The sequence below is a fragment of the Occallatibacter riparius genome (genome assembly GCF_025264625.1).
Lineage (GTDB): Bacteria > Acidobacteriota > Terriglobia > Terriglobales > Acidobacteriaceae > Telmatobacter > Telmatobacter riparius.
Window position 1 is genome coordinate 1,080,873 of sequence record NZ_CP093313.1, and the last position, 22,322, is coordinate 1,103,194.

The 22,322-nt window shown below is 55.4% G+C and carries 13 protein-coding genes; 10 read left to right on the top strand and 3 right to left on the bottom strand.

Features of this window, described 5'->3' with window-relative positions:
- The first annotated feature begins 662 nt into the window (after positions 1-662).
- Together MOP44_RS04335 and MOP44_RS04340 are read left to right on the top strand one after the other, a co-directional pair.
- Positions 663-3,791, top strand: coding sequence for a sensor histidine kinase (locus MOP44_RS04335; RefSeq protein WP_260794686.1), 3,129 nt, complete (start codon positions 663-665; stop codon positions 3,789-3,791).
- Between the two features lie 59 nt (positions 3,792-3,850).
- Complete coding sequence (locus MOP44_RS04340; protein ID WP_260794687.1) at positions 3,851-4,561, top strand: response regulator transcription factor; 711 nt, start codon at positions 3,851-3,853, stop codon at positions 4,559-4,561.
- Between the two features lie 270 nt (positions 4,562-4,831).
- On the opposite strand, the gene MOP44_RS04345 is transcribed toward MOP44_RS04340, so the two are convergent.
- Positions 4,832-5,806: a neuromedin U gene (locus tag MOP44_RS04345; RefSeq protein WP_260794688.1), complete on the bottom strand. Its 975-nt coding sequence runs from the start codon at positions 5,804-5,806 to the stop codon at positions 4,832-4,834.
- A 298-nt stretch (positions 5,807-6,104) separates the two neighbouring features.
- On the opposite strand from MOP44_RS04345, the gene mdlC reads away from it, so the two are divergent.
- The 4 genes from mdlC (at position 6,105) to MOP44_RS04365 (ending at position 10,824) form a co-directional block, all read left to right on the top strand.
- The gene (mdlC, locus tag MOP44_RS04350) at positions 6,105-7,736 is read left to right on the top strand and encodes a benzoylformate decarboxylase (RefSeq protein WP_260794689.1); all 1,632 of its coding nucleotides are present in this window, start codon (positions 6,105-6,107) and stop codon (positions 7,734-7,736) included.
- Positions 7,737-7,960: 224 nt separating this feature from the next.
- Positions 7,961-8,848: a DUF3034 family protein gene (locus tag MOP44_RS04355; protein ID WP_260794690.1), complete on the top strand. Its 888-nt coding sequence runs from the start codon at positions 7,961-7,963 to the stop codon at positions 8,846-8,848.
- A 21-nt stretch (positions 8,849-8,869) separates the two neighbouring features.
- Positions 8,870-9,754: a hypothetical protein gene (locus tag MOP44_RS04360; RefSeq protein WP_260794691.1), complete on the top strand. Its 885-nt coding sequence runs from the start codon at positions 8,870-8,872 to the stop codon at positions 9,752-9,754.
- A 242-nt stretch (positions 9,755-9,996) separates the two neighbouring features.
- The gene (locus tag MOP44_RS04365; protein ID WP_260794692.1) at positions 9,997-10,824 is read left to right on the top strand and encodes an alpha/beta hydrolase; all 828 of its coding nucleotides are present in this window, start codon (positions 9,997-9,999) and stop codon (positions 10,822-10,824) included.
- A gap of 336 nt (positions 10,825-11,160) precedes the next feature.
- On the opposite strand, the gene MOP44_RS04370 is transcribed toward MOP44_RS04365, so the two are convergent.
- On the bottom strand, positions 11,161-12,792 hold the full coding sequence (locus MOP44_RS04370; RefSeq protein WP_260794693.1) for an FAD-dependent oxidoreductase: 1,632 nt from the start codon (positions 12,790-12,792) through the stop codon (positions 11,161-11,163).
- A 169-nt stretch (positions 12,793-12,961) separates the two neighbouring features.
- Positions 12,962-13,828: a hypothetical protein gene (locus tag MOP44_RS04375; protein WP_260794694.1), complete on the bottom strand. Its 867-nt coding sequence runs from the start codon at positions 13,826-13,828 to the stop codon at positions 12,962-12,964.
- A 158-nt stretch (positions 13,829-13,986) separates the two neighbouring features.
- Here MOP44_RS04375 and MOP44_RS04380 point away from each other — a divergent pair, with 158 nt between their 5' ends.
- The 4 genes from MOP44_RS04380 (at position 13,987) to MOP44_RS04395 (ending at position 22,014) form a co-directional block, all read left to right on the top strand.
- Complete coding sequence (locus tag MOP44_RS04380) at positions 13,987-14,631, top strand: response regulator transcription factor (RefSeq protein WP_313901047.1); 645 nt, start codon at positions 13,987-13,989, stop codon at positions 14,629-14,631.
- A gap of 320 nt (positions 14,632-14,951) precedes the next feature.
- Positions 14,952-17,939: a sensor histidine kinase gene (locus MOP44_RS04385; RefSeq protein ID WP_260794695.1), complete on the top strand. Its 2,988-nt coding sequence runs from the start codon at positions 14,952-14,954 to the stop codon at positions 17,937-17,939.
- A 388-nt stretch (positions 17,940-18,327) separates the two neighbouring features.
- Positions 18,328-19,719, top strand: a complete 1,392-nt coding sequence (locus MOP44_RS04390; RefSeq protein ID WP_260794696.1) for an NAD-dependent succinate-semialdehyde dehydrogenase — start codon at positions 18,328-18,330, stop codon at positions 19,717-19,719.
- Positions 19,720-20,160: 441 nt separating this feature from the next.
- On the top strand, positions 20,161-22,014 hold the full coding sequence (locus tag MOP44_RS04395) for a sigma-54 interaction domain-containing protein (RefSeq protein ID WP_260794697.1): 1,854 nt from the start codon (positions 20,161-20,163) through the stop codon (positions 22,012-22,014).
- Positions 22,015-22,322: the final 308 nt, after the last annotated feature.

The window sequence follows — 22,322 nt, forward strand, 5'->3', positions numbered from 1 at the left end:
CCATGCTCAATCCCGCACTTCAAGGAGCCACCGGCTTCCCGCCGGGGACCTCACTGCCGCCTTGACTGGCGGAGGCCATGCTCGCTTGCCGATCGGGGCTTGCAGGCAATCGGTGACGTGCTGCGCCTTCACCGCGCAGTCCCCGCGCCCCAGCACCACCGCAGCCCCGTCATCCTGAGCGACAAGGGCGCTGGACTGCCACTCGTCCAGTTTCGCAGTCCGGAGCTTTGCCCCCTTGCGATTCCCTCGACTACGAAAGGTGATGCTCTTCGGATCGGCCCAGAATCACGGGACTGCAACGGGGGACACCTTCAGCGAGAGAATTGAGTGCCCTTACCGATCACTTGAATTGGCCGCGCGCTCCGCTTAACATACAGTGCTCACAGGCTAAAACGGCTGCGGATGCTTTATCGTAGCTGGACCGGTACCTTGTAGGAATCTCAGCCGCCATCCAGCGCCGCTGGCACTGGACCGAAATCACACGCGATCGCGACTATAAGAAGCGTCTTTTCGGCAATCAATGAGGTTGACTTGTATCACTCAAAGGAGTGACGCGCCGAAGTCAGTGGTGCGCCGTGATTAACATTGAGAAATGACTCACCTTCGGAGGCTGATCGAAGCCACAAACGATTTCCACCGTTAACAGTAGCACCTTGGAATCTATGACGCGAACTCTTCTTTTCCTGCCACGCCGGCTTTTCCGACTCGAACGGTTCGCGCTGTTCTTAAACATCTTCTTTCTGTGCTGCGCGAACTTGTCAGCAATCGATCCCCATCAGCCAATCACTCAGATGCATCACACTGCCTGGGGTGCCAAAGAAGGGGTCATTGGCGAGGTGCTGGCGATTGCGCAAACCTCAGACGGCTTTATCTGGGTGGGCACCACAAACGGCCTTCTCCGTTTCGATGGTTCTGTGCTTGAGCGATATCAGCCTGATTTGGGCGCATTTCCTGAGCCCCGATGGATTTGCTCGCTCCTGGCCATGCCTAACGGCGGTCTCTGGATAGGCTATTTAAACGGTGGTGCAAGCCTGCTGGAACGTGGAAGACTCAAAAACTACAGTCTGGCAGACGGAATGCCGGCCGGACGGGTCAGGAGTTTGGCTCGGGATGTCGACGGAACTATCTGGGCCGCCACGCCTGCGGGCGTGGGATACTTCGACGGCAGCCATTGGTGGCACGTTGGTGAAACCGGCAATGTGTCAGGCTTGAAGTCCATCTCACCTGCCAGCCTGGCCGTGGACAATCAAGGAGTTTGGGTAACCGATGCGACCAAAGGCGTCTTCTTTTTGCCCAAGGGCGCGCGCGAGTTCCATCAAGAAGACTCGCGAGAGGTTCCAGGGTATCTCCCGAGCTTCACACAGGCCGGCGAATCAGCAACCTGGCTCTGGGTGCCGGAGGCACTAACGCTATTGAAACTCGCTGCCCGCGGGGCTGCCCAAAGTGGCTCCTCGCGACAATTTGCGAACTCGTCGGGAATGTTTCTGATCGATCGTGACGGTACTGGATGGATGATGACACGGCATGACGGGGTGCTGCGTATTCCCTCAGCAGATCATCTTCAGGAACATGTATCGCTCGACGATCCCACGATCGAGAAATTCAGTGAAACTGAGGGGCTGACCAATGCCACAGTTTACTGTTCGATGGAAGATAGGGAAGGGGACATTTGGGTCGGAACACTTGGAGGGCTGGATCGATTCCGGCCTCGCAATGCAGAGTGGTTTCAATTGCAGTCTGTCCCCACCCGTCGCATGCAGTTGGTAGCAGGAGACAGAGGAGATGTTTGGGCAAGCTCGCCTCAGGGCTTGTGGAACGCAAGAAGCGGGAAGCTGGTTCCGGGTAGTCCCCCTGATATTCAGTTTTCCTTTCGCGATCCGGAAGGGTCAATCTGGGTCTGGTCGCGGCGAGGCGACCTGGGCGATCTCTGGCGATGGCAGGACGGGCATTTCCTGAAGTCTCTGTCGCCAGATCTGAACCGGGATAAGGTCCTGCCGACATCTATCGCAGATAAATGGGTACCGATTCATGGCCCTGTGCGAGCTTTGACAAGAGACAGCTCAGGAGACCTATGGGTTTCGGTCAGGGGTAGAGGTGTTTTCCGGCTGCACAACCAAGTTTGGGATCAGGCCCGGATCATGCCGGATTACCCCTACATGACGGCCTATGGAGCGGTTAGCGACGGCCAGGGACGGGTATGGTTGGCCTACCCGGAGTTGAGAGAAATTGCACTTTGGGATCACGGTTCAGTTCAGATATTTTCAGCCAAAACCGGATTGGACATCGGCGCTGTCACCCAACTCGCTTATTCCGGTGAGCAGGTCTGGGCAGGCGGTGAATTTGGGTTAGCAATCTACAGTAAGGGAAGGTTCCACACGGTAGTGCCAGCGTCGGAAGCCAAGTTCGGCTTGGTCGCCGGAATCGCAGGAACTCCCGAGTCAGGGTTGTGGCTCAGCACCGACACCGAGATCGTCCACATCCCTCAAAGCGAGGTCTCCCTGATTATTAGAGACCCCAGCCACCGTGTTCAATTCGAAACATTTGATCCCATAACTGATTTGGCCGAACGGCCGTCAGATACTTCCGACACGCCGGCGGTCATGGGAAGCGACGGAATTCTCTGGGTCGCGACGTCGAGAGGTGTAATCCGGCTCGATCCCGCACATCTCCACCGAAATCTGACGCCTCCCCTGGTGGCGATAAGGAGCATGAGTGCGAATGGACGATCCTACTCCCTCTACGCTCCAATTACCCTTCCTCCTAATACCACTAAACTCGATATTGGCTTCTCCGTCCTGAGCTTACCCATTCCAGAAAGGGCGCGCTCCCGATATCGCCTGCTAGGATCTGACAGCGAATGGCAGGATGGAGGAAGCCGGGTTCAGGCATCCTATACACGCCTGGGGCCGGGCAAGTATACATTCCAAGTCGTCGCGCGCAACAACGACGGCGTCTGGAATGAGGCTGGAACTTCCCTGGAGTTCATAATCCAGCCCGCTTTTTATCAAACCACCTGGTTTCAACTTCTATACGTTTTGGCCGGCGCCGTTCTCGTTTGGCTCCTGTATCGGCTGAGGCTGCGCCGTGTGGCCGGCGTAATCAGGGAGCGTGCCGAAGCCCGCGCCGATGAGCGGGTCCGCATCGCGCGTGATCTGCACGACACCCTGCTTCAGGGGGTGCAAGGTCTCATGCTGCATTTTCATGTGGCAGCCCAGGAACTTCCGGAAGGAAGCCGTACCCGGGCGGCAATGGAGCGCGCGTTGGCCACGGCGGATCGGATCGTGGTAGAGGGCAGGGATCGTGTCAGTCGTTTGCGGTCCGCCCAATTCACAGCCAAAAACCTTACCGATGCGTTCGAAGCAATCGCGGATGATCTCGGCTCCGATCAAAGAGTGCGTTTTACCTTGAAGATTGAAGGACGAGGAGGGGATGTTGTTTCATCTGTTTTGAGTGAGTTGCATGACATCGGACGCGAGGCAATCACCAATGCCTTCCGCCATTCCAGTGCTTCGGAAATCACCGTAAGTCTTTTATGTGAGCGGAAGTCTGTTGTGCTCACGGTTGCTGATAATGGACATGGGTTTGATGCTGCGGCGCAAGAGATCAGTCCCCGAGCTGGACACTGGGGATTTCGTGGTATGAAAGAGCGCGCCGAGATAATGGGCGCTCGATTTGCGTGTCACAGCACGAGCAAAGGAAGTCAGATAATTGTGACTGTGCCTGCTCACCGAGCGTATCGAGAGAGTTCCCTCCGAGAGGTAGACCCGGCGAACGCACATTCTCGAAAATAGAAGAATGTTTTCGCCCTGTATCGCTGGAAAGAGTGAGGCAGACAAATCGGTGGTCTGCCATGATGAAGCATTGCAAAAAATCGACCGGATCGCCGTTGAACCCGGTCGACATCCGCGCATGTAGTACAGGGTTTATAGTGACGAACGACGCAAATCCGATCCGTTTATTGGTAGTCGACGATCACCCAGTGTTACGCGAGGGTCTCGCAGCTCTGATAGGAAGCCAGCACGATATGACTCTGGTTGCGGAGGCGGGGACAGGGAAAGATGCCGTCGCGCTATATAAGATTCACCGCCCGGACGTAACCATTATGGATATTCGGCTGCCCGACATGAATGGCATCGCCGCAATCTCTGAGATTCGAGAACAGTGCCCTAGCGCACGCATCATTGTGCTTACCACCTATTTGGGGGATGTACAGGCAGAACGTGCCCTGAAAGCTGGCGCTCAAGCCTTCTTACTTAAGGCCACACTCCGCACCGACCTCCTCGACTGTATACGCGACGTGAATCAGGGAAAGAGGCGGGTTCACGCCGATGTGGCCTCCGAGATGGCTGCACATTTTGGCGGCGATCTTCTGACGGCAAGGGAAATTGAAGTTCTTCAGCAGGTCGCCTCTGGAAAATCCAACAGAATGGTTGCGGACTACCTCGAAATCAGCGAAGACACCGTCAAGACTCACATTCGAAGCATTCTCGACAAATTGGGAGCAAACGACCGGACGCATGCCGTCACGATCGCCTTGCGACGCGGCTTTCTAGACCTGTAGAGCCTCGCAGAGCCTCTAGCGGATCAACATGCGGTGTCAGGGCAATGCCTCTCAGATCCTGGTTGGTCAGGTCGGTTTATTCAGATCATCGAGTTGCCTCGTAAAGTAACTGGCGACCCGTTATCTCTCTGAACCGTCTTTCTCGTTCCGTCTCGGCCGCGCTGGATCGTCAGTTGCTGATGAGTGGAGTCAGGCTTCCCAAAGAGCGAACCGTCGATCGCTGCATAGGGCAGTGATCCCAGCTCCATTCATCTGCAGCATGTATCTACCCTAGTGGGCAACCGCCGTAGGCGCCGACGGATGCTTCTTAATAAAGAGGAACTGCAGCTGCGTTTGCACTTGCCAGTCCGGCCCGCCAGAAGTGGTTCGCACATCGTTGAAGAACTCTGCACGAGCATTCAGGGGCTGCGCACCAAGTTTGAACACTCGGCCAACACCACCGCCGACAGGAACTGTCCACCGGCTGTTTCTGGAGGCCGTCCAATCAGCTGTGATGACAGGCGTGGATACGAAATACCACCCTGCGCGCATGTTGTAGAACAAAAATGAATTCAAGGTCATCGAATTGACGTGCTTATGATTCACGCCAGCGAACTGGTTACCCAGAAGTGAACCGCCAAGCCAATGCCCCTGTCGAAATAACCCAACCAGAGCGGGTCCTCCTCCCCACTTGTTGGTACCGAGCTCGGAATCGGTTGCGGTGGGTAACCACAGCTGCGGACCCGCCCCCCAGATGAACTTGCCCGGATGCGCCAGCGAAACATAAAACTGAGGCTGAATATTGCCCAGACCATAGTCAACCTGCCTGTTGGAGGAAAGGCGTGGAACGACCTCAACAGGAACGATCGTGCGGGAAATTACCATCCATTTTTGCGAGAGCCTAAAAGGTATCACGGGCTGGATCAAGAGCGCGTTCTCCGCGCGGCGGTACGGACCGACTCCGTAATACGTGTTGTTCTGAAAAGGCAAACTAATTGCGGCGGCGACGGGATTTTGCGCCGCGTCCTTGGCCGCTGAATCCTCTGATTGACTTGGCACCGCTGCAGAGTGCGCTTGCAATGTGACTGCTGCTTTGACCGCATATGCCTCTTGCTGCGCGATGGCCGACCGTTGCACGCAGGAGACCATGAGCACAAGAAGCAGGTTTGTTCCGATCAGTTTCGACGCCATTCGCGTACCTCGGCACATCGAATCGATCGCAATTGATTGCAGGTGTGAGCCGATTAATTTCTTTTGTCTGTTCATTGGTAAGCCCCCTCTAAGAGACTGGTGGTTCGCCGAACCACCGTTTTCGAACTTCGCCGCAGTCCGGCGCTGTCCCGTTTAACTTGAGGGTGATGTAGAAAGGCTCTCCCCAAAAGTGAGAGCCGGTGTGCTCACTGTGATGGAAATCAATGGCCGCCGAATTTAGTGTTCGCTCACTGTGAGCTATCTGCAGCACACTTCTATACGTTTCTTGACCGTTGTCATATAGCTCCTGAAGCCACAATCTCTGCAGGACATCCGCAGACAATCTCACGGCAGCTTCAGAAGAGGAACCTTTATGACGGCGGATAAACAGCAAACAGTCTGGGCCGCGACCTACGATCTGTTGAGGACGTTAGGACTGACAACGGTCTTTGGCAATCCCGGCTCAACCGAACAGCCATTCCTGAAGAACTTCCCACCCGACTTCGAGTACATCCTTGGCCTTCAAGAAGCGTCAGCAGTAGCGATGGCAGACGGTTTCGCCCAGGCGACCGGAAAACCTGCGCTAGTCAATCTTCATACATCGGCGGGCACGGGCAACGGCATGGGCAATATCATGACGGCCTTCCAGAACAAGACTCCCCTGATCATCACAGCCGGGCAGCAAACCAGAGAGATGATCATCTGCGATCCGCTTCTCACCAATCGCGATGAAACCATGCTGCCGAGGCCCTATGTGAAGTGGTCGTACGAGCCCAAACGGGCCGAGGATGTACCGCGTGCCATCATGCGTGCGTATGCGCTCGCACTTCAGCCGCCGGCCGGACCTGTCTATGTCTCAATTCCACTCGATGATTGGGACAAGACAGCCCTGGGTGCTGCTGACATTCGCACGGTGAGCGACCGCATAGGGCCCGACCCTGAACGTCTGAAAGAATTCGCAGAAAGAATCAATCGAGCCAAGAACCCAGTCCTTGTCTATGGTGCCGAGGTCGAAAAAGCCGGGGCCTGGAGGGTAGGTGTAGCCATCGCTGAGAAACTGCGGGTGCCAGTGTACCGCGCTCCCGCGGCTGAACGCGCCTGCTTTCCTGAAACGCATCCGCTATTTCAAGGAGAGTTGCCGGCAGCGATCGGTCCACTCAGCTCGCGGCTGGTCGGACACGATCTCATTGTGGTGGTGGGAGCCCCTGTGTTCCGCTACTACCCGTACGTTCCGGGGCCTATCCTTCCTGAGGGCGCCAGCCTGCTACAAATCACAACCGATCCCACAGATGCTGGCAGCGCGCTTGTCGGAGACAGCTTGCTATCAGATGTGAAGCTGGCTCTCGACGGCTTGCTCCCCTTGGTTCATGACGTCTCGAGGAATGCACCAGAGCCAAGGCCGCGACCGAAGGAACTGACCGCTGTGTCAGGAACTCCGCTTACAGCAAATGAGTTGTATGCGGTTCTCAGTGAAGTTCGGCCTGACGGTGCGATTGTCGTGCAGGAGTCGCCTTCCAATTACAACGAATTCCTGCATTGGTGGCCGACGACCGAAGAAGGTTCCTACTTCACCTACGCAAGCGGCGGATTGGGACACAATGCGCCCTCGTCCGTCGGCGTGGCCCTTGCTCAAAGAAAGCTTGGGACAAATCGCCCCGTGGTCGTGCTCATAGGTGATGGTTCTCTTCAGTATTCAGTGCAGAGCCTCTCCGCGGCAGCCCAGCATAAGCTCAAGATGGTCTACATCGTTCCGTGCAATGGAGAGTACGCGATTCTCAAAGAGTTCGCGGTGCTCGAGAAAACACCGAACGTGCCCTCGCTCGACCTGCCATTCCTTGACATCGTTTCCCTGGCGAAGGGCTACGGATGCAATGCAACGAAAGCAGAAACAAAGGAAGAAATCCAGCACGCCTTCAAGGAAGCTCTCGCCGCTGAGGGACCCACTGTCATCGCGATTCCCATCAAGCGAGAGTTGAAGTCTCTCATCCCCTCAGCCAGCAAGTGATCTCCCATTCCGCGTAGTCTCCGCGCCGCATGCAAGCGCGGAGATTGCGCGGAACCTGTTTGTTGCGTCGCGCGGGTGACAAGGCTCCCATCACCGTTAGCTCACATCCCGCGTACTTCAAAGCTAGGTCGAACGACCCGAATCTATTCACAAGCGCCTCGTCAACCATCGTACTCAGTGACCCTCACCTGTTTGACATGGCGCCGTTTGAAGGGAGGAATCTTATGAAGCGTGCTATTGAAAGGTTGATGCGTCTAGCATTCGTTGCCCTGTTGGCGGGAGCGACCGCGAGTGGGTCAAAGGAGGCTGCCGCGCAGGCTCTGACGATGGACGGCTCATCAGGCGTGTTCTTTCAGCCCTGGGCCTATGTAGTCCCGTCATCGCCCGGCAAGTTCAACGGCCCGACACTCGGTTATCACGCGGTCACGGCAGGTCCGGTTGCTGGCGACTACTTCAATGTTTCTGTTGAAGAGGGATTTGGGAGTTGGCTCGAGTTCGGCTATACCCGCGACAACCACACCGATGGCGGAGACCCGACATTCAGCCCGCTTTTCAATGAGGCTGGAATGAATATCTTCAACTTCAAGGCAAAGGTTGTCCCAGAAGATTACCGTAAGCGGAAGTGGGTCCCGGCGGTAGCAATTGGCGGTGTGCTTCGCGCCAACGATGGGTACGTAAGCCAGGCATCTGCGCGGATAGATGCGACAAACGGGGATATCTTTGGAGTCGCAACGAAGCTCGTTGTCGTTGACAAGAAGCTTCCTCTAATCCTAAGTGCCGGCGTGAGGGGCACAAACGCAGAAGTTTACGGTTACGGCGGGAACGCGACCAACTGGCAAGCGCGCGCCTTTGGCGCACTTGCAATACCAATTCCAGTGAAACATGTGCTGGTTGCTCCCACAGTTGAGATCGATCAGGAACCTCATCATCTGAAGTACGTCGAATACGCGAATATCCCCACGACCGAGGTGTACGCGGTTCGAATATCGGACCACCCAAAACAAAAGTGGGCGATCGACGTCGGCACCGGCCACGTCGCCTCGAGTGTCTATCCGGGAATTGGTCTAAAGGCAAACAACGCACTCGCAGTCGCATTCGATTACCGCTTTTAGAAAGAGAGAGGATCATCCATCATGAAGGCGAAACGTATTCCTGGACTCTTGCGTGTTATCGAAGCGAGCGAACTGAACGAGATTCGGGCTGTCAACGAGCAGCCTGAGGTAGATCGGCAATTCTCTTCAAGAACCCCTCTTCTTAACGGCCTGCTTCTCAGCAAACTCCTGGGAGTCCTTTCCTATCGCGGGAAGCGCTTCCCGACGATGCAGTCACGGCAGAGCGCCTGTCGTGCGCATGATCAGAACACGTTGTGGGATCAATTGAGTGCCAAGGCCTCATTCTTCCGCGATGGACCGGCTGAATTGGAGAGCGTCGCGGCGTGGCTCAAGGGAATCGGCGAAGTCCATGAGGTTGGTATCCTTCTTCAGGAACTGGTTGGCCGCGCATTTGAGCCATCCTACAAGGCGTCCGAAGAAAGCTGGGCCGCTGCAGTCACTCTGGCGGCAGCAATTCAAGCGAAGAATCCGATCAAGCTGTTTAGTTGGAAGATCACTGGGCGCATCCGTTCAGCGAGAAATGTTCTTGCAGCTAAAGTTGCAGGCGATCGAGCGGGAATTCATGGGACTGGGATAGCAATCCATAACCTGGTTGTTGCTCTCAATTCGATGAAGGTCCTGTACGGGGATATCGGGTTGCGCGAGTCTCTCTTGCCCGAAGAGGCTGTGCATCGATCATTGGCTGCGCCGGCCGCCGTTCTTCGCCAGGCGACGGCTCCTGGTTCTGTTTGCGGTTGTCCGTTCAAGAAAGGAACCATTTTCGTTCTCAAGTTGAGCGAAGCGTTCAAGCGATCGGGCCACGACGGAATCGTGTTCCAAAGGGGGAGTTGGAATCAGTGTCCAGCCGAACAATGGGTGCCTGCCCTTCTCGCGGGAATCTGGGTCAGGGCCACAAATCGGAGATGAACGATACGCCTGCCCGCCGTGGGCAGTTCTGAACAAAGCCAAGACTCGCGCCGCACGCCTCTCAGGCGTGCGGGAGCGCGGCACTCACAACTTTCTGCGACTACAGGTGGTTGGATCCATCTCGAGGGTCTCAACTCGACAAGAGTTCAGGAGAATGTTTGCCGTGCTTGGGCAGACCCGCAGGCGATCACCGATTCAAAGCGAAAGCAATGCAAGAACAATCCGAACCAGGAGAGAAGCATATGGAGCAAACAGCAACGGATACGATCGTCCTTATCCACGGGCTTTGGATGACCCCTTTGGCCTGGGAACATTGGGTTCATCGCTACGAACAACGGGGATTCAAGGTCATCACTCCCGGGTACCCGGGAGTCCAACAGGGAACTGCCGGGGTGGAAGCCCTCCGGCGTGACCCCTCCCCATTAGCAGACCTCGGCGTTCGTGAAGTGTTCGATCATTTGGCCGACATCGTTTCAGGAGTCAACACAAAGCCGATCCTGATGGGCCATTCCTTTGGAGGCACATTCGTCCAGATGCTTCTCGATGCCGGATATGGGACGGCGGGCGTCTCCATCGATGGCGCGGCCGTGAAGGGAGTCTTCGCGCTTCCATTTAGCGAGGTCAAGGCGACCTTCCCGGTACTGCACAATCCGGCGAATCTGCACCGCGCGGTTCCAATCACGGAGAAGGACTTCCACTACGCCTTCACCAACAACCTAAGCGAACAGGAATCGAAGGTTGTTTATGACCATTACGTCGTACCGGTGCCGGCACGAATCTTATTCCAGGGTGGATTCGCAAACTTCACGCCGCACGCAGCAACAACATATAACTTTGCCAACGATGATCGAGCTCCGTTGCTTTTCATTGCTGGAGGCAACGACCACATCCTGCCGCCATCCGTGCAATACGAGAACTTCGAGAAGAATGTCAAACACTCCGAAGCAATCACCGCCTACAAGCTTTTCCCTGGCCGCAGCCACTATACGTGCGGTGAGAATGGCTGGGAAGCGGTCGCGGACTTGGCGCTCGACTGGGCACTCGCGCCTTCAGCGGGCGAACTCAATTAGCTCAGGTCGGAGAGGCGATGAATATCGCCTCTCCACTTTGTTTCGCACTCTATAGATCTTCGAGGAAACTTCCTCGGTCTGTTCCTACTTCGTCACCGCAGCGCATAAGACGAGTCTCGCGCCTTTCGTTCACAAGGCTCCTACAGGAGTGAGCACCGGCCTTCGCAACCTCCGCGCCTCAAGACGGACTCCGCATGCCCAGCGGGTCGGAGTGACTCCGGTATTTAATGGGTCTTCGACGGTGTGCGCGGAGAGCAAAAAGCCAGCCTCTGCATGGCTCCGAGCAATGAGTAAGCTTCGGTTGAAGGGTTCTATGGCGCTCGCCAGGCTCAAACGTCACGCCGGAATTCCCGCCAGGAAACGGTGAACGAGATGGACAGCCATCGAACCTTCACCGACGGCGGAAGCAACTCGTTTAACGCTATTAGCGCGAATGTCACCTACCGCGAAGACACCGGGCACATTTGTCTCGAGGAACATCGGCGGACGTGTAAGTGGCCAAGAGCCACTATTCGACCCGCGGTCGAGATCTGGGCCTGTCAAAATAAATCCCTTACAGTCCAGAGCGAGTGACTCCTCAAGCCAATCGGTCCTAGGTGAAGCGCCTGCCATCACGAATACGTGGCGAATCATATCGACCGCGGTTCTTCCGGTGGCCGAGTTTTGCCACTCCACACTCTCGAGGTGCGCCATACCGATCAAGCTCACAATTGTAGCCTGGTAATGAATCACAATATTCGGCTTCGCTTCAATACGTCCTATCAGATATTTAGACATCGACTCCGAAAGCTTGTCGGATCGCACGAACAGGTGAACCTTGGATGATGTTCGGCTCAGATAAACAGCAGCTTGACCGGCAGAGTTACCGCCTCCAACGACGATGACCTCCTCAGACTCGCAGAGCTGGGCCTCCATATACGTTGCGTTGTAGTAGATGCCTCTCCCCGCGAACATCTCCGCGTCTTCCACCGGTAGGCGAGCATATTGTGCGCCAGTGGCGATCACGATAGCTCGCGTGCTGACTTTCAGGCCCGACTCCAATATGACCCTATAAGGTTGCCGACTTGTATCGATGTGTACGACCGATTGCGCAACCATGATTTGAGCGCCGAACTTTTGCGCTTGTGCGATGGATCGGGTAGCGAGCTCCTGCCCGGAGATGCCGATCGGAAAGCCGAGGTAATTCTCAATGCGCGAACTTGAGCCAGCTTGCCCGCCTGGTGCAGATTTTTCGATGACGAGAGTACGCAGTCCTTCAGAAGAGGCATAAACAGACGCAGCTAACCCCGCCGGCCCGGCTCCAATCACTACGACATCATGTACACTCTTGTCCGCGTCGATGTTTAGGTCCAGACATTGGGCAAGCTCGCTGATGGATGGATTTCGAAGTACATAGCGGTTGTTGCAATAGACGACCGGAATTTCACCGGTACGGACGCAAAGCCTATCCATCAACGCGCTCGGAACAGACTCGGCGTTGATGTCGACGTACGTGAAAGGATGGGCATTTCGATTGAGGAATTCGCGAAGAACAAGTGTTCGCGCCGAGGATTTCGTACCGAAAAGAACAACGTTGCCTTCACCGAGTTGAATCATGTGCAATCTTCTCGCGACAAAGGCCTCCATGAAGACCTCGCTGAGCTCAGGGTCTTTTGCCATAAGAGCGAAGACTTTGTCACGAGTCACCTCAAGAAGTGTTCCGGCTTCGGCGACGCGCGCCTTAATAAGCGATCGCTTCCCGGAAATAAGCGACATTTCGCCGGTAAACTGCCCAGCTTGTCGCACCGCAAGGACTGCTTCGTCTTCACCGGTGCGGGTGTTGGTGACAACACCTTTGAGGACGACAAAGAGGGGGACATCTGGCTGTGATGGCTCATAGAGAATATCCCCGGATGATACGTGGCGCAAGGTAGCAACTTCCCTGATGCGATCGATCTGCTCTTCAGTTAATGTCGGATTATCACGCATCTTCTTTCCTCACCTGCCGATTAACAGATCTTTTCAATGGGGATCGACCACGCCCTAACGCGGTTCGCAAATCGGGTATACATCGAGTGAGAAGCCTGGCCCCGTGTACGCCCCGAAAAGCTAGTCCCGAAGCGTTGGCTATCCTTGTTGCCACAACAGTTGCGATGCCTCAGTTTCGGAAGTGTGGCGTGCTAAACCTTGAATGCGGCGCAGCTGTGCTCAGAAACGCGCTGCAAACAGCAGATGCAATCTCGTTAGGCCGGCTCTGAAGGGATTCGCCTCTAAAACGTTCGGACCACAGAATCATGCCCTGAATGGTCGTCAACTGAAGCTGGGCAACCGGTCCGTCATCTGACTGGCGAACGCAGCCGCGAAGAGCAAACTGAATCCCAGATCTGCTCCAATGAGAAGATTGGTTCGCGTGTGAAGGCAGCCAATTGGCAGGCATGCGAAATACTTTAAGACCAGGGTTCTGCGCCAGCTCGTGCGTCAGATCCTCTTCGAGACTGCTAGCGATGTCCTGGTTTGAAGGTTCCACCGTTTTTGCATTGAAGGCAAACACTGCTAAGGTCACCGAGCGCTCATCGCGAGCATGCTGAACTGGGTAGTCGGGCTCAAAGCGGTCATCATATGGGGATGCCGGCGCGCGTTCGATTACCGGCACGTAGCTGCCACTCAACAGAGTGATTCGCAACTGTGGTGGCTTCGCCAGATCGGCGTAATATTCCTTCAACTTTGACCGGAGGCGCCGTGCTTCTGTCCGAACGATCGTGTCTTGCGTCGGATCATACGCCACGGATCTGCCATAAACCTCCGTTCCAACGGTGAATTCCTTGAAAGCGCTTGCCTTGCCTGCGAGCAGGTAGTCGACTGCCGTGGAAAGAAAGGAGGAGAGCCTCGTTGACCTGATGAAAAAGCGACTACGGAGGATACGGCCCAGCTCCTCGCGCACTTCATCGTGAGTCCAGGCTTCCAGCAGGGGCACGGGAGAGATTGACTCGCCTCGACGCTGTAGTGTTGGAAATGTGACGTTCATTGTTTGCCTCCCTTGAGTGTCGATCGTTCGGCTTCGTTCACTGGTTGCCGTGCTACAACTGGCTATGTTGAAATCTTCCAATGGACTTCCCCAACGTCCAACGCCTGTTCAGGCCTAATTCCGGTCACCTATTTGGGTGAGCGCAGGAGGTCTCTGCTTTGCAAACGATTCCTGAAGGTCGAAAAACTCGAGTGCTGATTGTCGACGATCACCCGGTATTGAGGGACGGCATACTCGCTTCAATCAGAGCCCAGTCAGACATGGAGGTCGTGGGCGAGGCAACATGCGGACAGGAGGCCATATCGCTTTTCTCGCAAAAACGCCCAGACATCACGCTGATGGATCTGCGTCTCCCGGATATGTCAGGAAACGACGCAATCGTACAGATTCGATCGACGTTTCCGAATGCCCGCATTATTGTCCTCACCACATATCAGGGAGATGTGCAAGCCATCAAGGCCTTCAAGGCGGGAGCGATGGCTTATCTACTCAAGAGTTCCCTGCGAAAGGACCTGCTGAACACGATCAGATCCGTGCTAGAAGGAAGGAAGGTCATACCACCTGAGATAGCTGCGGCAATGGCCTCTCATGTTGCCGACGACGAGCTTTCGGCGCGAGAGCTCCAGATCCTCAGACATGTCGCGGACGGTCTGTCAAACAAGCTCATCGCAGATCGTCTCTCGCTCAGCCCTGATACGGTCAAGTCGCACCTTGCGAATGTGATGGCCAAGCTCAATGCCAATGATCGGACCCATGCGGTGACGATTGCGGTCAAACGTGGTTATTTCGATCTCGACGATTGAAGGCGGAGCGGTTTTTCGATGAAGATTTCTTCTGCCGGTATCGCACCTTCATGAAACTCCTTTTCGATCCTGCCCACCGCCTCACGGTGAGATCACTGCCCGTGAAGTTCAAGGTCATTTACACTTCAATAGTTTGCCCGCGACTGCCAGAGGGGCCGGACGATTTGCGCTTGCATTCAACGATGTCGGTTTCAGGACCTTACAGGAGGCTCGATGACTTCCCACGAAGAGCTTGCTTTCAGCGAATGAGTCTAGACGGAGTGGTCCCCCGGCTGCGCCTTCTAGTTCTTTTCGCCCTTATCTTGGTGCTACCTAAGGTTGTGACGGCAGTCAGTTCGAGCACACCGATCACGCAGTATGTTCATACAGCGTGGCGACTAGAGGACGGCCAATTTGACGGAGTTCCGCGAGCAATCGCGCAGACGACAGACGGTTATATATGGATCGCCACCGAAGCTGGAGTGTTCCGCTTCGACGGCGTACGCTTCGTTCCCTTCAACGATGTTTTACAGAAGGCTCCTAATCCGAGCGGAGATGTATGGAGCCTGCTGGGGGCTTCTGATGGCAGCCTCTGGATCGGCGGAACGAATCACATCTACCGCTGGAACGGAATGACGCTCTCCACTTTCGCGGGCCGTGTGGGCAGATACGTAGCGATGGTCGAAGATCACTCTGGAGTTATCTGGGCCATTCGCGAGAGAGTTCGGGGAGAGAGAGAAGGGGGACTCTGTAGACCTTCAGGATCTACCATTGCTTGCATCGGGGGCAAATCCGGATTCTTCAGTAGCTATACCGTAGCAGTCGGTCCAGACAACTCTATATGGGCAGCAAATGGCCAGGCATTGTTCCGGTTTCATTCGGGTACCTTCAGAGAATTTCCCTTTTTCTCTTCCCGCTTACGTGGGACTCAAGGGCTTGGGGGCGTGACGGCACTGGCTCCCGACTCTGAGGGTGGAGTGTGGATCGGCTTCGACGTCGCCGGTCGTCATTTAGGTCTTGAGCATTTACAAAATGGACACCCACAACCCGTTCGCAGCTCGACGTTTTCCAGTACCGACCTGAAAGTAGAGGCACTTCTGGCGGAGAAGGACGGACCTCTATGGATAGGTTCTTTCGAAGGTGGCATTGATCGCATGTTGGATGGGGACATCGAGCACTATGGCCCAAACGATGGTCTATCAGGTGACTCCGGCGGAAAATTCTTCAAGGACAGAGAAGGTGACCTTTGGGTTCTGACTGACAAAGGTATTGACAGGTTTAGAGACGCAAGTGTCCTCACATATACAAGCGCGCAACGTCTCAGCCTCAATTATTCCGATGCTGCTCTCGCGAGCCAGGACGGCAGTATATGGGCTGTCACAGACACTGGAGCGGACATCCTTCGCGGCCAGGCGTTGCCGCGACTTTCAGATCGAGTCCACCTCCCAGGAACAAGGGGAACTTCGATTTTGGAAGGATTGAATGGCGACATGTGGTTGGGAAGAGACAATGATCTGTATCGGATAGCGAATCATTCCACTACCCGTATTCGCGCAGAGGGAGGGGACTCGCTCGGAGTGGTGGGGCGAATGGCGCAGGATAAGCAGGGGAATGTTTGGATATCCATCTGGAAGCTGCAAGACGACGATTCCATCCTCTATGTCGTCCGCCCAAATGAAGATGTGGCGCAACGTGTGGTTACCGGGCTGGGAATGTCAGACGCCACCATCGCGGATTTCAGATCAGGGATCTGGATACTCGATCGGTCGGGTCACATTGCTCATGTCGAGATCGGAAAGGTTGAACTCGAACGGAACGAAGCACTCAATCAAAAGCATCCACTGGGCCTCATGCAGGGGCCAAATGGAACGCTGTACGTCTGGTGCAAAGAAGGTTTGGTTCTTATCCGTGGAGCCGAAGGGCGCTTCATTCCAGACCCCCAATTAGCATCGTGCCAGGTTCACGAATCTATATTCGACTTGGCCGGAGCGCTGTGGGCCCGGGGGAAATGCGGACTCATCCGCGTTCCCAAAAGTGAAGTTGAAGAGTGGTGGAAGCACCCAAACACTTCGCCTCAGCCTCGCCTCCTGATTGGGGCAAAGGACGGATTGGGGCTCAATTGGGGCGACTTCTCACTGACCATATCGCGATCTCCGGATGGCCGGCTGTGGCTTGCAACGAGACACGGATTGCAGATGGTGGATCCCGCTCATCTCTATTTCAATTCGATTCCTCCGCCTGTGGTGATCGAATCGCTGATCGCTGATCATACGCGGGTACCGCACCTCGCTTCGAATGATTTCCCTGCTGGCACACGGGACTTCGAGATCGACTACACTGCGCTGAGTTTTCCCAATCCCGCGAAGGTCTTATTCCGCTACAAGCTCGATGGGCATGACAAAGAGTGGCAAGACGTAGGAAAGCGCCGTCAAGCCTTCTACACGAATCTCACACCAGGTCACTATACGTTCCACGTCACAGCATGCAATGACAGCGGCTTGTGGAACGAACAGGGCGCATCCTTCCACTTCGATATTGAGCCTGCCTGGTATCAGACGCTGTGGTTTCAGCTAATTGCCGCAGCACTGACCTTCTGTATGCTCCTGATCGTCTATATCATTCGAGCTCGAGTAATTTCCGAGAGGGTCACGCTGCGCGTCAGCGAACGCATGTCCGAACGGATGCGCATCTCGCGAGAATTGCACGATACTCTCTTGCAAGCGATACAGGGAATCATCCTGCGTTTCTCGACCCTCATGGATCGAGTGTCACCAGATGTTCAGGAAGAGATGGAGCGTTCACTGAATGATACAGAATCACTTCTCGTTTTGGGCCGAGATCGAATCAAAGAGTTGCGAGGGCAATTCTCAGACGAGGCTGACATCGCACTAGAAATTCAATCGCTGTCGGCAACTTTGTTCGCAAACCACAGGTGCAAGGTGAGCGTCGAAACAAAAGGAACGTCACGACCGCTCAAGGCCATTGCTTATGAAGAAATTGTTTGGATCGCAAGAGAGGCGATGACAAACTCATGCAAGCACTCCAACGCCGAAGCTCTGACTCTTCGACTGTCTTTCACTCCTAGCAGTTTTCGTATGTCGATTCGAGATAACGGCATCGGGCTGGGTCCGGATGCGCTCCGTGCGCACAACCGAGGGCACTTCGGCTTGGTGAGTATGCGTGAAAGGGCCGAAGGAATTGGAGGCCGCTTGAGCGTAAGCAGCGAGTCTGGGCAAGGGACCTTGGTTAACCTCTCCCTGCCAGGTCGGGTCGCCTACATCGCGAGACGCGGATGGTTCAGCGATCTAGTCTCCTTTGGTCACAGATAGCAATGTGTCTAGAGACGTAGCAGCCCGGGCCGACCCGCTAGCGTTTCATTTTCCCGCGCTACCACCGCTGCTAGCTGAGTATGTTCGGTGTGCGTATAGTTGGGCGGGCCAGTAATCGCTCGACGCTGGACGCGCATGATAGGGAGTTGAACTGGCCCGTACCGCGATCAGCCGGGCCCTCCCCGGAGCGGCGACCGCGGCCATGGAGCATCCAGCATAGTACTGGATGGCCGGTGTCACATCAGTGTTCTCCGCCTTCTCACGGTGACCTATCCGTCGCTCACTGTTCGCCTGAGTTGCCTGTCTGTTCTTCTCAAAGCAAAGCGGCACTGGATCTATTTTCACAAGAAATGGCGCCCGCGAATTTGCAAATGGAGCGAGGATCGACATGAGCTATGACAGCGTTAATCCGTATACGGGAGAATTACTCAGGAGCTTTCCGGAACACACAGACGAGCAGATGGAAGAGGCTTTGAGTCGTGCCGACGCTTGCTTCAGATCGTTCGGTGCGATCGCTGATCGCACTGCAGTTCTCAGGAGGGCCGCTGGGCTGCTGATCGAACGGAGGGAAGAACTGGCGGCTCTTATCACTCTTGAGATGGGAAAGCTTCTAAGGGATAGCCGCGACGAGGTGAACCTCAGCGCAGCTATTCTGAATTACTTCGCGGACAATGCAGCCTTGTTTCTCGCTCCACGAGCGCTTGAGCAGTTCACCGCCGGCAGCGCCTGGGTTGAATTTGACCCGATCGGCGTGTTGATTGGTATTGAGCCGTGGAACTACCCGTATTATCAGCTCGTCCGCTTCGTCGGGCCCAACTTTGCTGCTGGCAACACCATTCTCATGAAGCATGCTCCTGGCGTTCCACAGTGCGCCCTGGCCTTCGAAAAGGTGATGCAGGATGCCGGCGCACCGGATGGCGCGTATATTAATCTCTTCCTCACCAATGACCAAATCAGCAAACTCATTCCGGATCCGCGCATCCAGGGTGTCGCCTTAACTGGCTCAGAACGTGCCGGTGAGTCTCTAGCTTCACAAACCGGCAGGGCATTGAAAAAATCCACAATGGAACTGGGCGGCAACGACCCTTTTATCGTTCTTGAAGATTTCGACCCTAAGGTGGCGGCTCAGTTGGCCGTGCGGGGTCGCATGACCAACACCGGTCAGGCCTGCTGCGGCTCGAAACGATTTATTGTCGTCGATCAGGTGGCGGACGAATTCCTGGCTGAGGTCGTTCGTCTTATGGCTGAGTACAAGCCCGGAGATCCCATGGACGAAGCCACAACGATGGGTCCGGTCTCATCAAAGCTCGCACTCGAACGGTTGATGGCTCAACTCAGCGTTGCCATCGAGCACGGCGCTAGAGTGGTATTGGGCGGCGATCGTCCTGCCGGGCCCGGGGCGTTCCTGATGCCGACGGTCCTTACCGACATTACGCCATCCAATCCGGTCTTCCATCAGGAGTTCTTCGGGCCTGTCGCCATGTTTTTTCGCGCGAAGGACGAAGACGATGCAATTGCGATCGCCAACGATTCCCCATTCGGTCTCGGCGGGGCTGTCTGCACGTCGGATCCGGAACGAGCTAAGCGACTCGCGCGCAAATTGCAGTCCGGTATGGTCTTCATTAATTTCCCTGCGCTAACCTTGCCTGAACTTCCATTCGGCGGCGTGAAGAGGTCTGGGTACGGGCGCGAACTTTCGGGATTCGGCATTGAGGAATTTCTGAACAAGAAGATGGTGTGCATACCCGATATCGAGAAGATGGAGCACGTGGTTGCATAAAAGACGTTCGTCAGGCGGTCTGTCCGTCGAAGTACGTCCCCTCCCACTATTCTTAACTGAACGAAGGTCATCTCGGCTGATTCATCAAGGGTCCGGCGTGGCGCGGAGGCACTGCCGCATGCGGCGCGTCTCATGCGCTTCTTGCAGGAGGGGCACGTTCCGCGCCGAGCATTCCTAGTCCAACATCTCCTCATCGCCCTCATGCGATTCTGTTCTCGCAAGATAACTCCTGCGTCAGAGCCGCAGCCTATTGAGTGAGAATGTCACTTCCCGCGTCACAGCCTGCCCCTTGCACCCGTGGCACGAGTACCCGCTTCGGTGCCGATGCATATGTATTCGTCTCTGGCTTCTGCGAATATTCGCGCGGGCTATTCAGTCGCTGTCGGCGTCTCAACGATTAGGGGAACCCCTGTCGAACCATGGCGGCGATCACTCGCGATCATGAGTAGTGCTTCTCGAAGCTCAGCCATCATTGCAGAACAGGAATGTTCACCCAAAAAGGTGATCGGAGTCGCACCTGAACATACGTTGGAATTCCGGATGGATGAACCGATGATTCGAACATGGCAACTGTGGCAGCGGCAGGCCGCCGCAGGATGCCATTCCAAGAAAAGAGTACAGGAGAATGAAATGAACATCGCATCCCAGATGTCGGAATCGGAAACCGCGGGCCTATTTCATGCTCCTATCCCCCTTGTCTCCACTTGGAGCCATGGCGAGGCGAATATCTGCTCGCAGCCGAAGAAGACTGTTTCAACGACTGTAGAGAGGAAGCAGTGGTACCGGACAGGCGCCGACGTCGAACACGGTAATCGAGCCGAGCGGGGGTTGCAACAAGGTGAGAAGGATCTTCTCGCGATCACCGATGCTATCGCGAACCCGATCGTAGTCATGGCACCAGACGGTACAGTGCTTTATGTGAATCAAGCGATCTTGGACCAGACGGGACTCCCGTCTACCGAGGTGAGCAATGAAGGCTTCTTTTCGCGCGCCTGTCATCCTGATGACGTAGATCGAGTGCTTCATCAACGCAGCTTTGGGTTGCAGAACGGTGACTCGTTCGAATTCGAAATGCGTTCACTCAAGCATGGGGAGTATCGCTGGCATCTTGCGCAGTACAGACCGCTGCGAGACGAGACCGGGCAGATTCTACGCTGGTACTGCACCGCAACCGACATCGACGATCAGAAAAAGAATGAAGAGCGGTTGCGGAATCACAACGCTGAACTCGCCCAGGAGAGGGTCTACTTCAGAGAACAGATCCGCAGCGAGATGGGCTACGAGCAGATCATTGGGAACAGCCCGGCGCTTCAGCACGTCCTCGAATTGGTTGAAACCGTGGCTCCCAGCGATTCCACTGTTCTGTTGCTTGGTGAAACCGGCACAGGCAAGGAAATGATTGCCCGAGCGGTGCACGAACGCAGCCGGCGAAAAGCCAAGGCCTTTGTAAAGCTGAATTGCGCGGCCATTCCCACAGGCCTGCTCGAGAGTGAGTTATTCGGGCATGAAAAGGGCGCGTTCACCGGCGCAATCATCCAAAAGGTCGGACGAATGGAACTGGCCGATCAGGGCACGCTATTCCTGGATGAAGTAGGTGACATCCCCGTTGACATCCAGCCAAAACTCTTGCGCGCCATTCAGGAAAAGGAGTTTGAGCGGCTTGGCAGCACGCATACGCGAAAAGTCAATCTGCGGCTTGTGGCGGCAACGAATCGACACTTGGAAAAGATGGTCGCCGATCGGGAGTTCCGTAGCGACCTTTTCTACCGGTTGAACGTCTTTCCCATTCGCATTCCGCCCCTCCGCGACCGCAAGGAGGATATTCCGCTGCTGGTCAGCTATTTCGTGCAGAAGTTCTCCAGGCAAATGCAGAAGCGCATCGATGCCATTCCGGTGGCGACGATGAAGGCGCTGACTGCCTGGGATTGGCCAGGCAATATTCGCGAACTTGAAAACTTCATCGAACGGGCAGTGATCCTAACGCGCGGCGAATCTTTGGCGGCCCCGCTCTCGGAACTGCGCAGCCTTGCCATCGACGAACCGGTACGGGAAACCGCTCCAAAAGGGCAGGACGACATTGCGCGCATCGTCAAGGAGACGATTGCATCGCTGGAGAAAAAGAGCCCGGCAAACGATCGCATACGGAAGCAGTATGACGAGATCGCCGGTATGTTGACGGAATGTAAAGGACGTGTCGGAGGATCCAATGGCGCCGCCGTCCGCATGGGTCTCAGCCGCACGACCTTGATCTCCCGGATGAAAAAGCTCGGCATCAATGCTTTCGAGTATGCTTGAGGACAGTCTTCCCGCTGTCTCCGAGACTGCCTTGCTCATACGTTCCGATTTCGCAAACGTGTGTGCAATCTGACGAGGGACGCTTTCGACTCTCTACCCAGCCGGCGAGGTAAGCCATTGATATCTTGCGCTAAGTTGCCCAGCATTCTGGCATAACGCTTGGCATCAGACAAGGTAGCTTGAGAATCGTGATTAACGACGGCAATGCTAGGCGAATTCTGATCCTGGGGGCAAGTTTGTTCAGCCCGGGCCCAGTGAGTTGAGATCCACCTACGTAACCGATCAGGGGCACAGAAGCGATCTTTTGT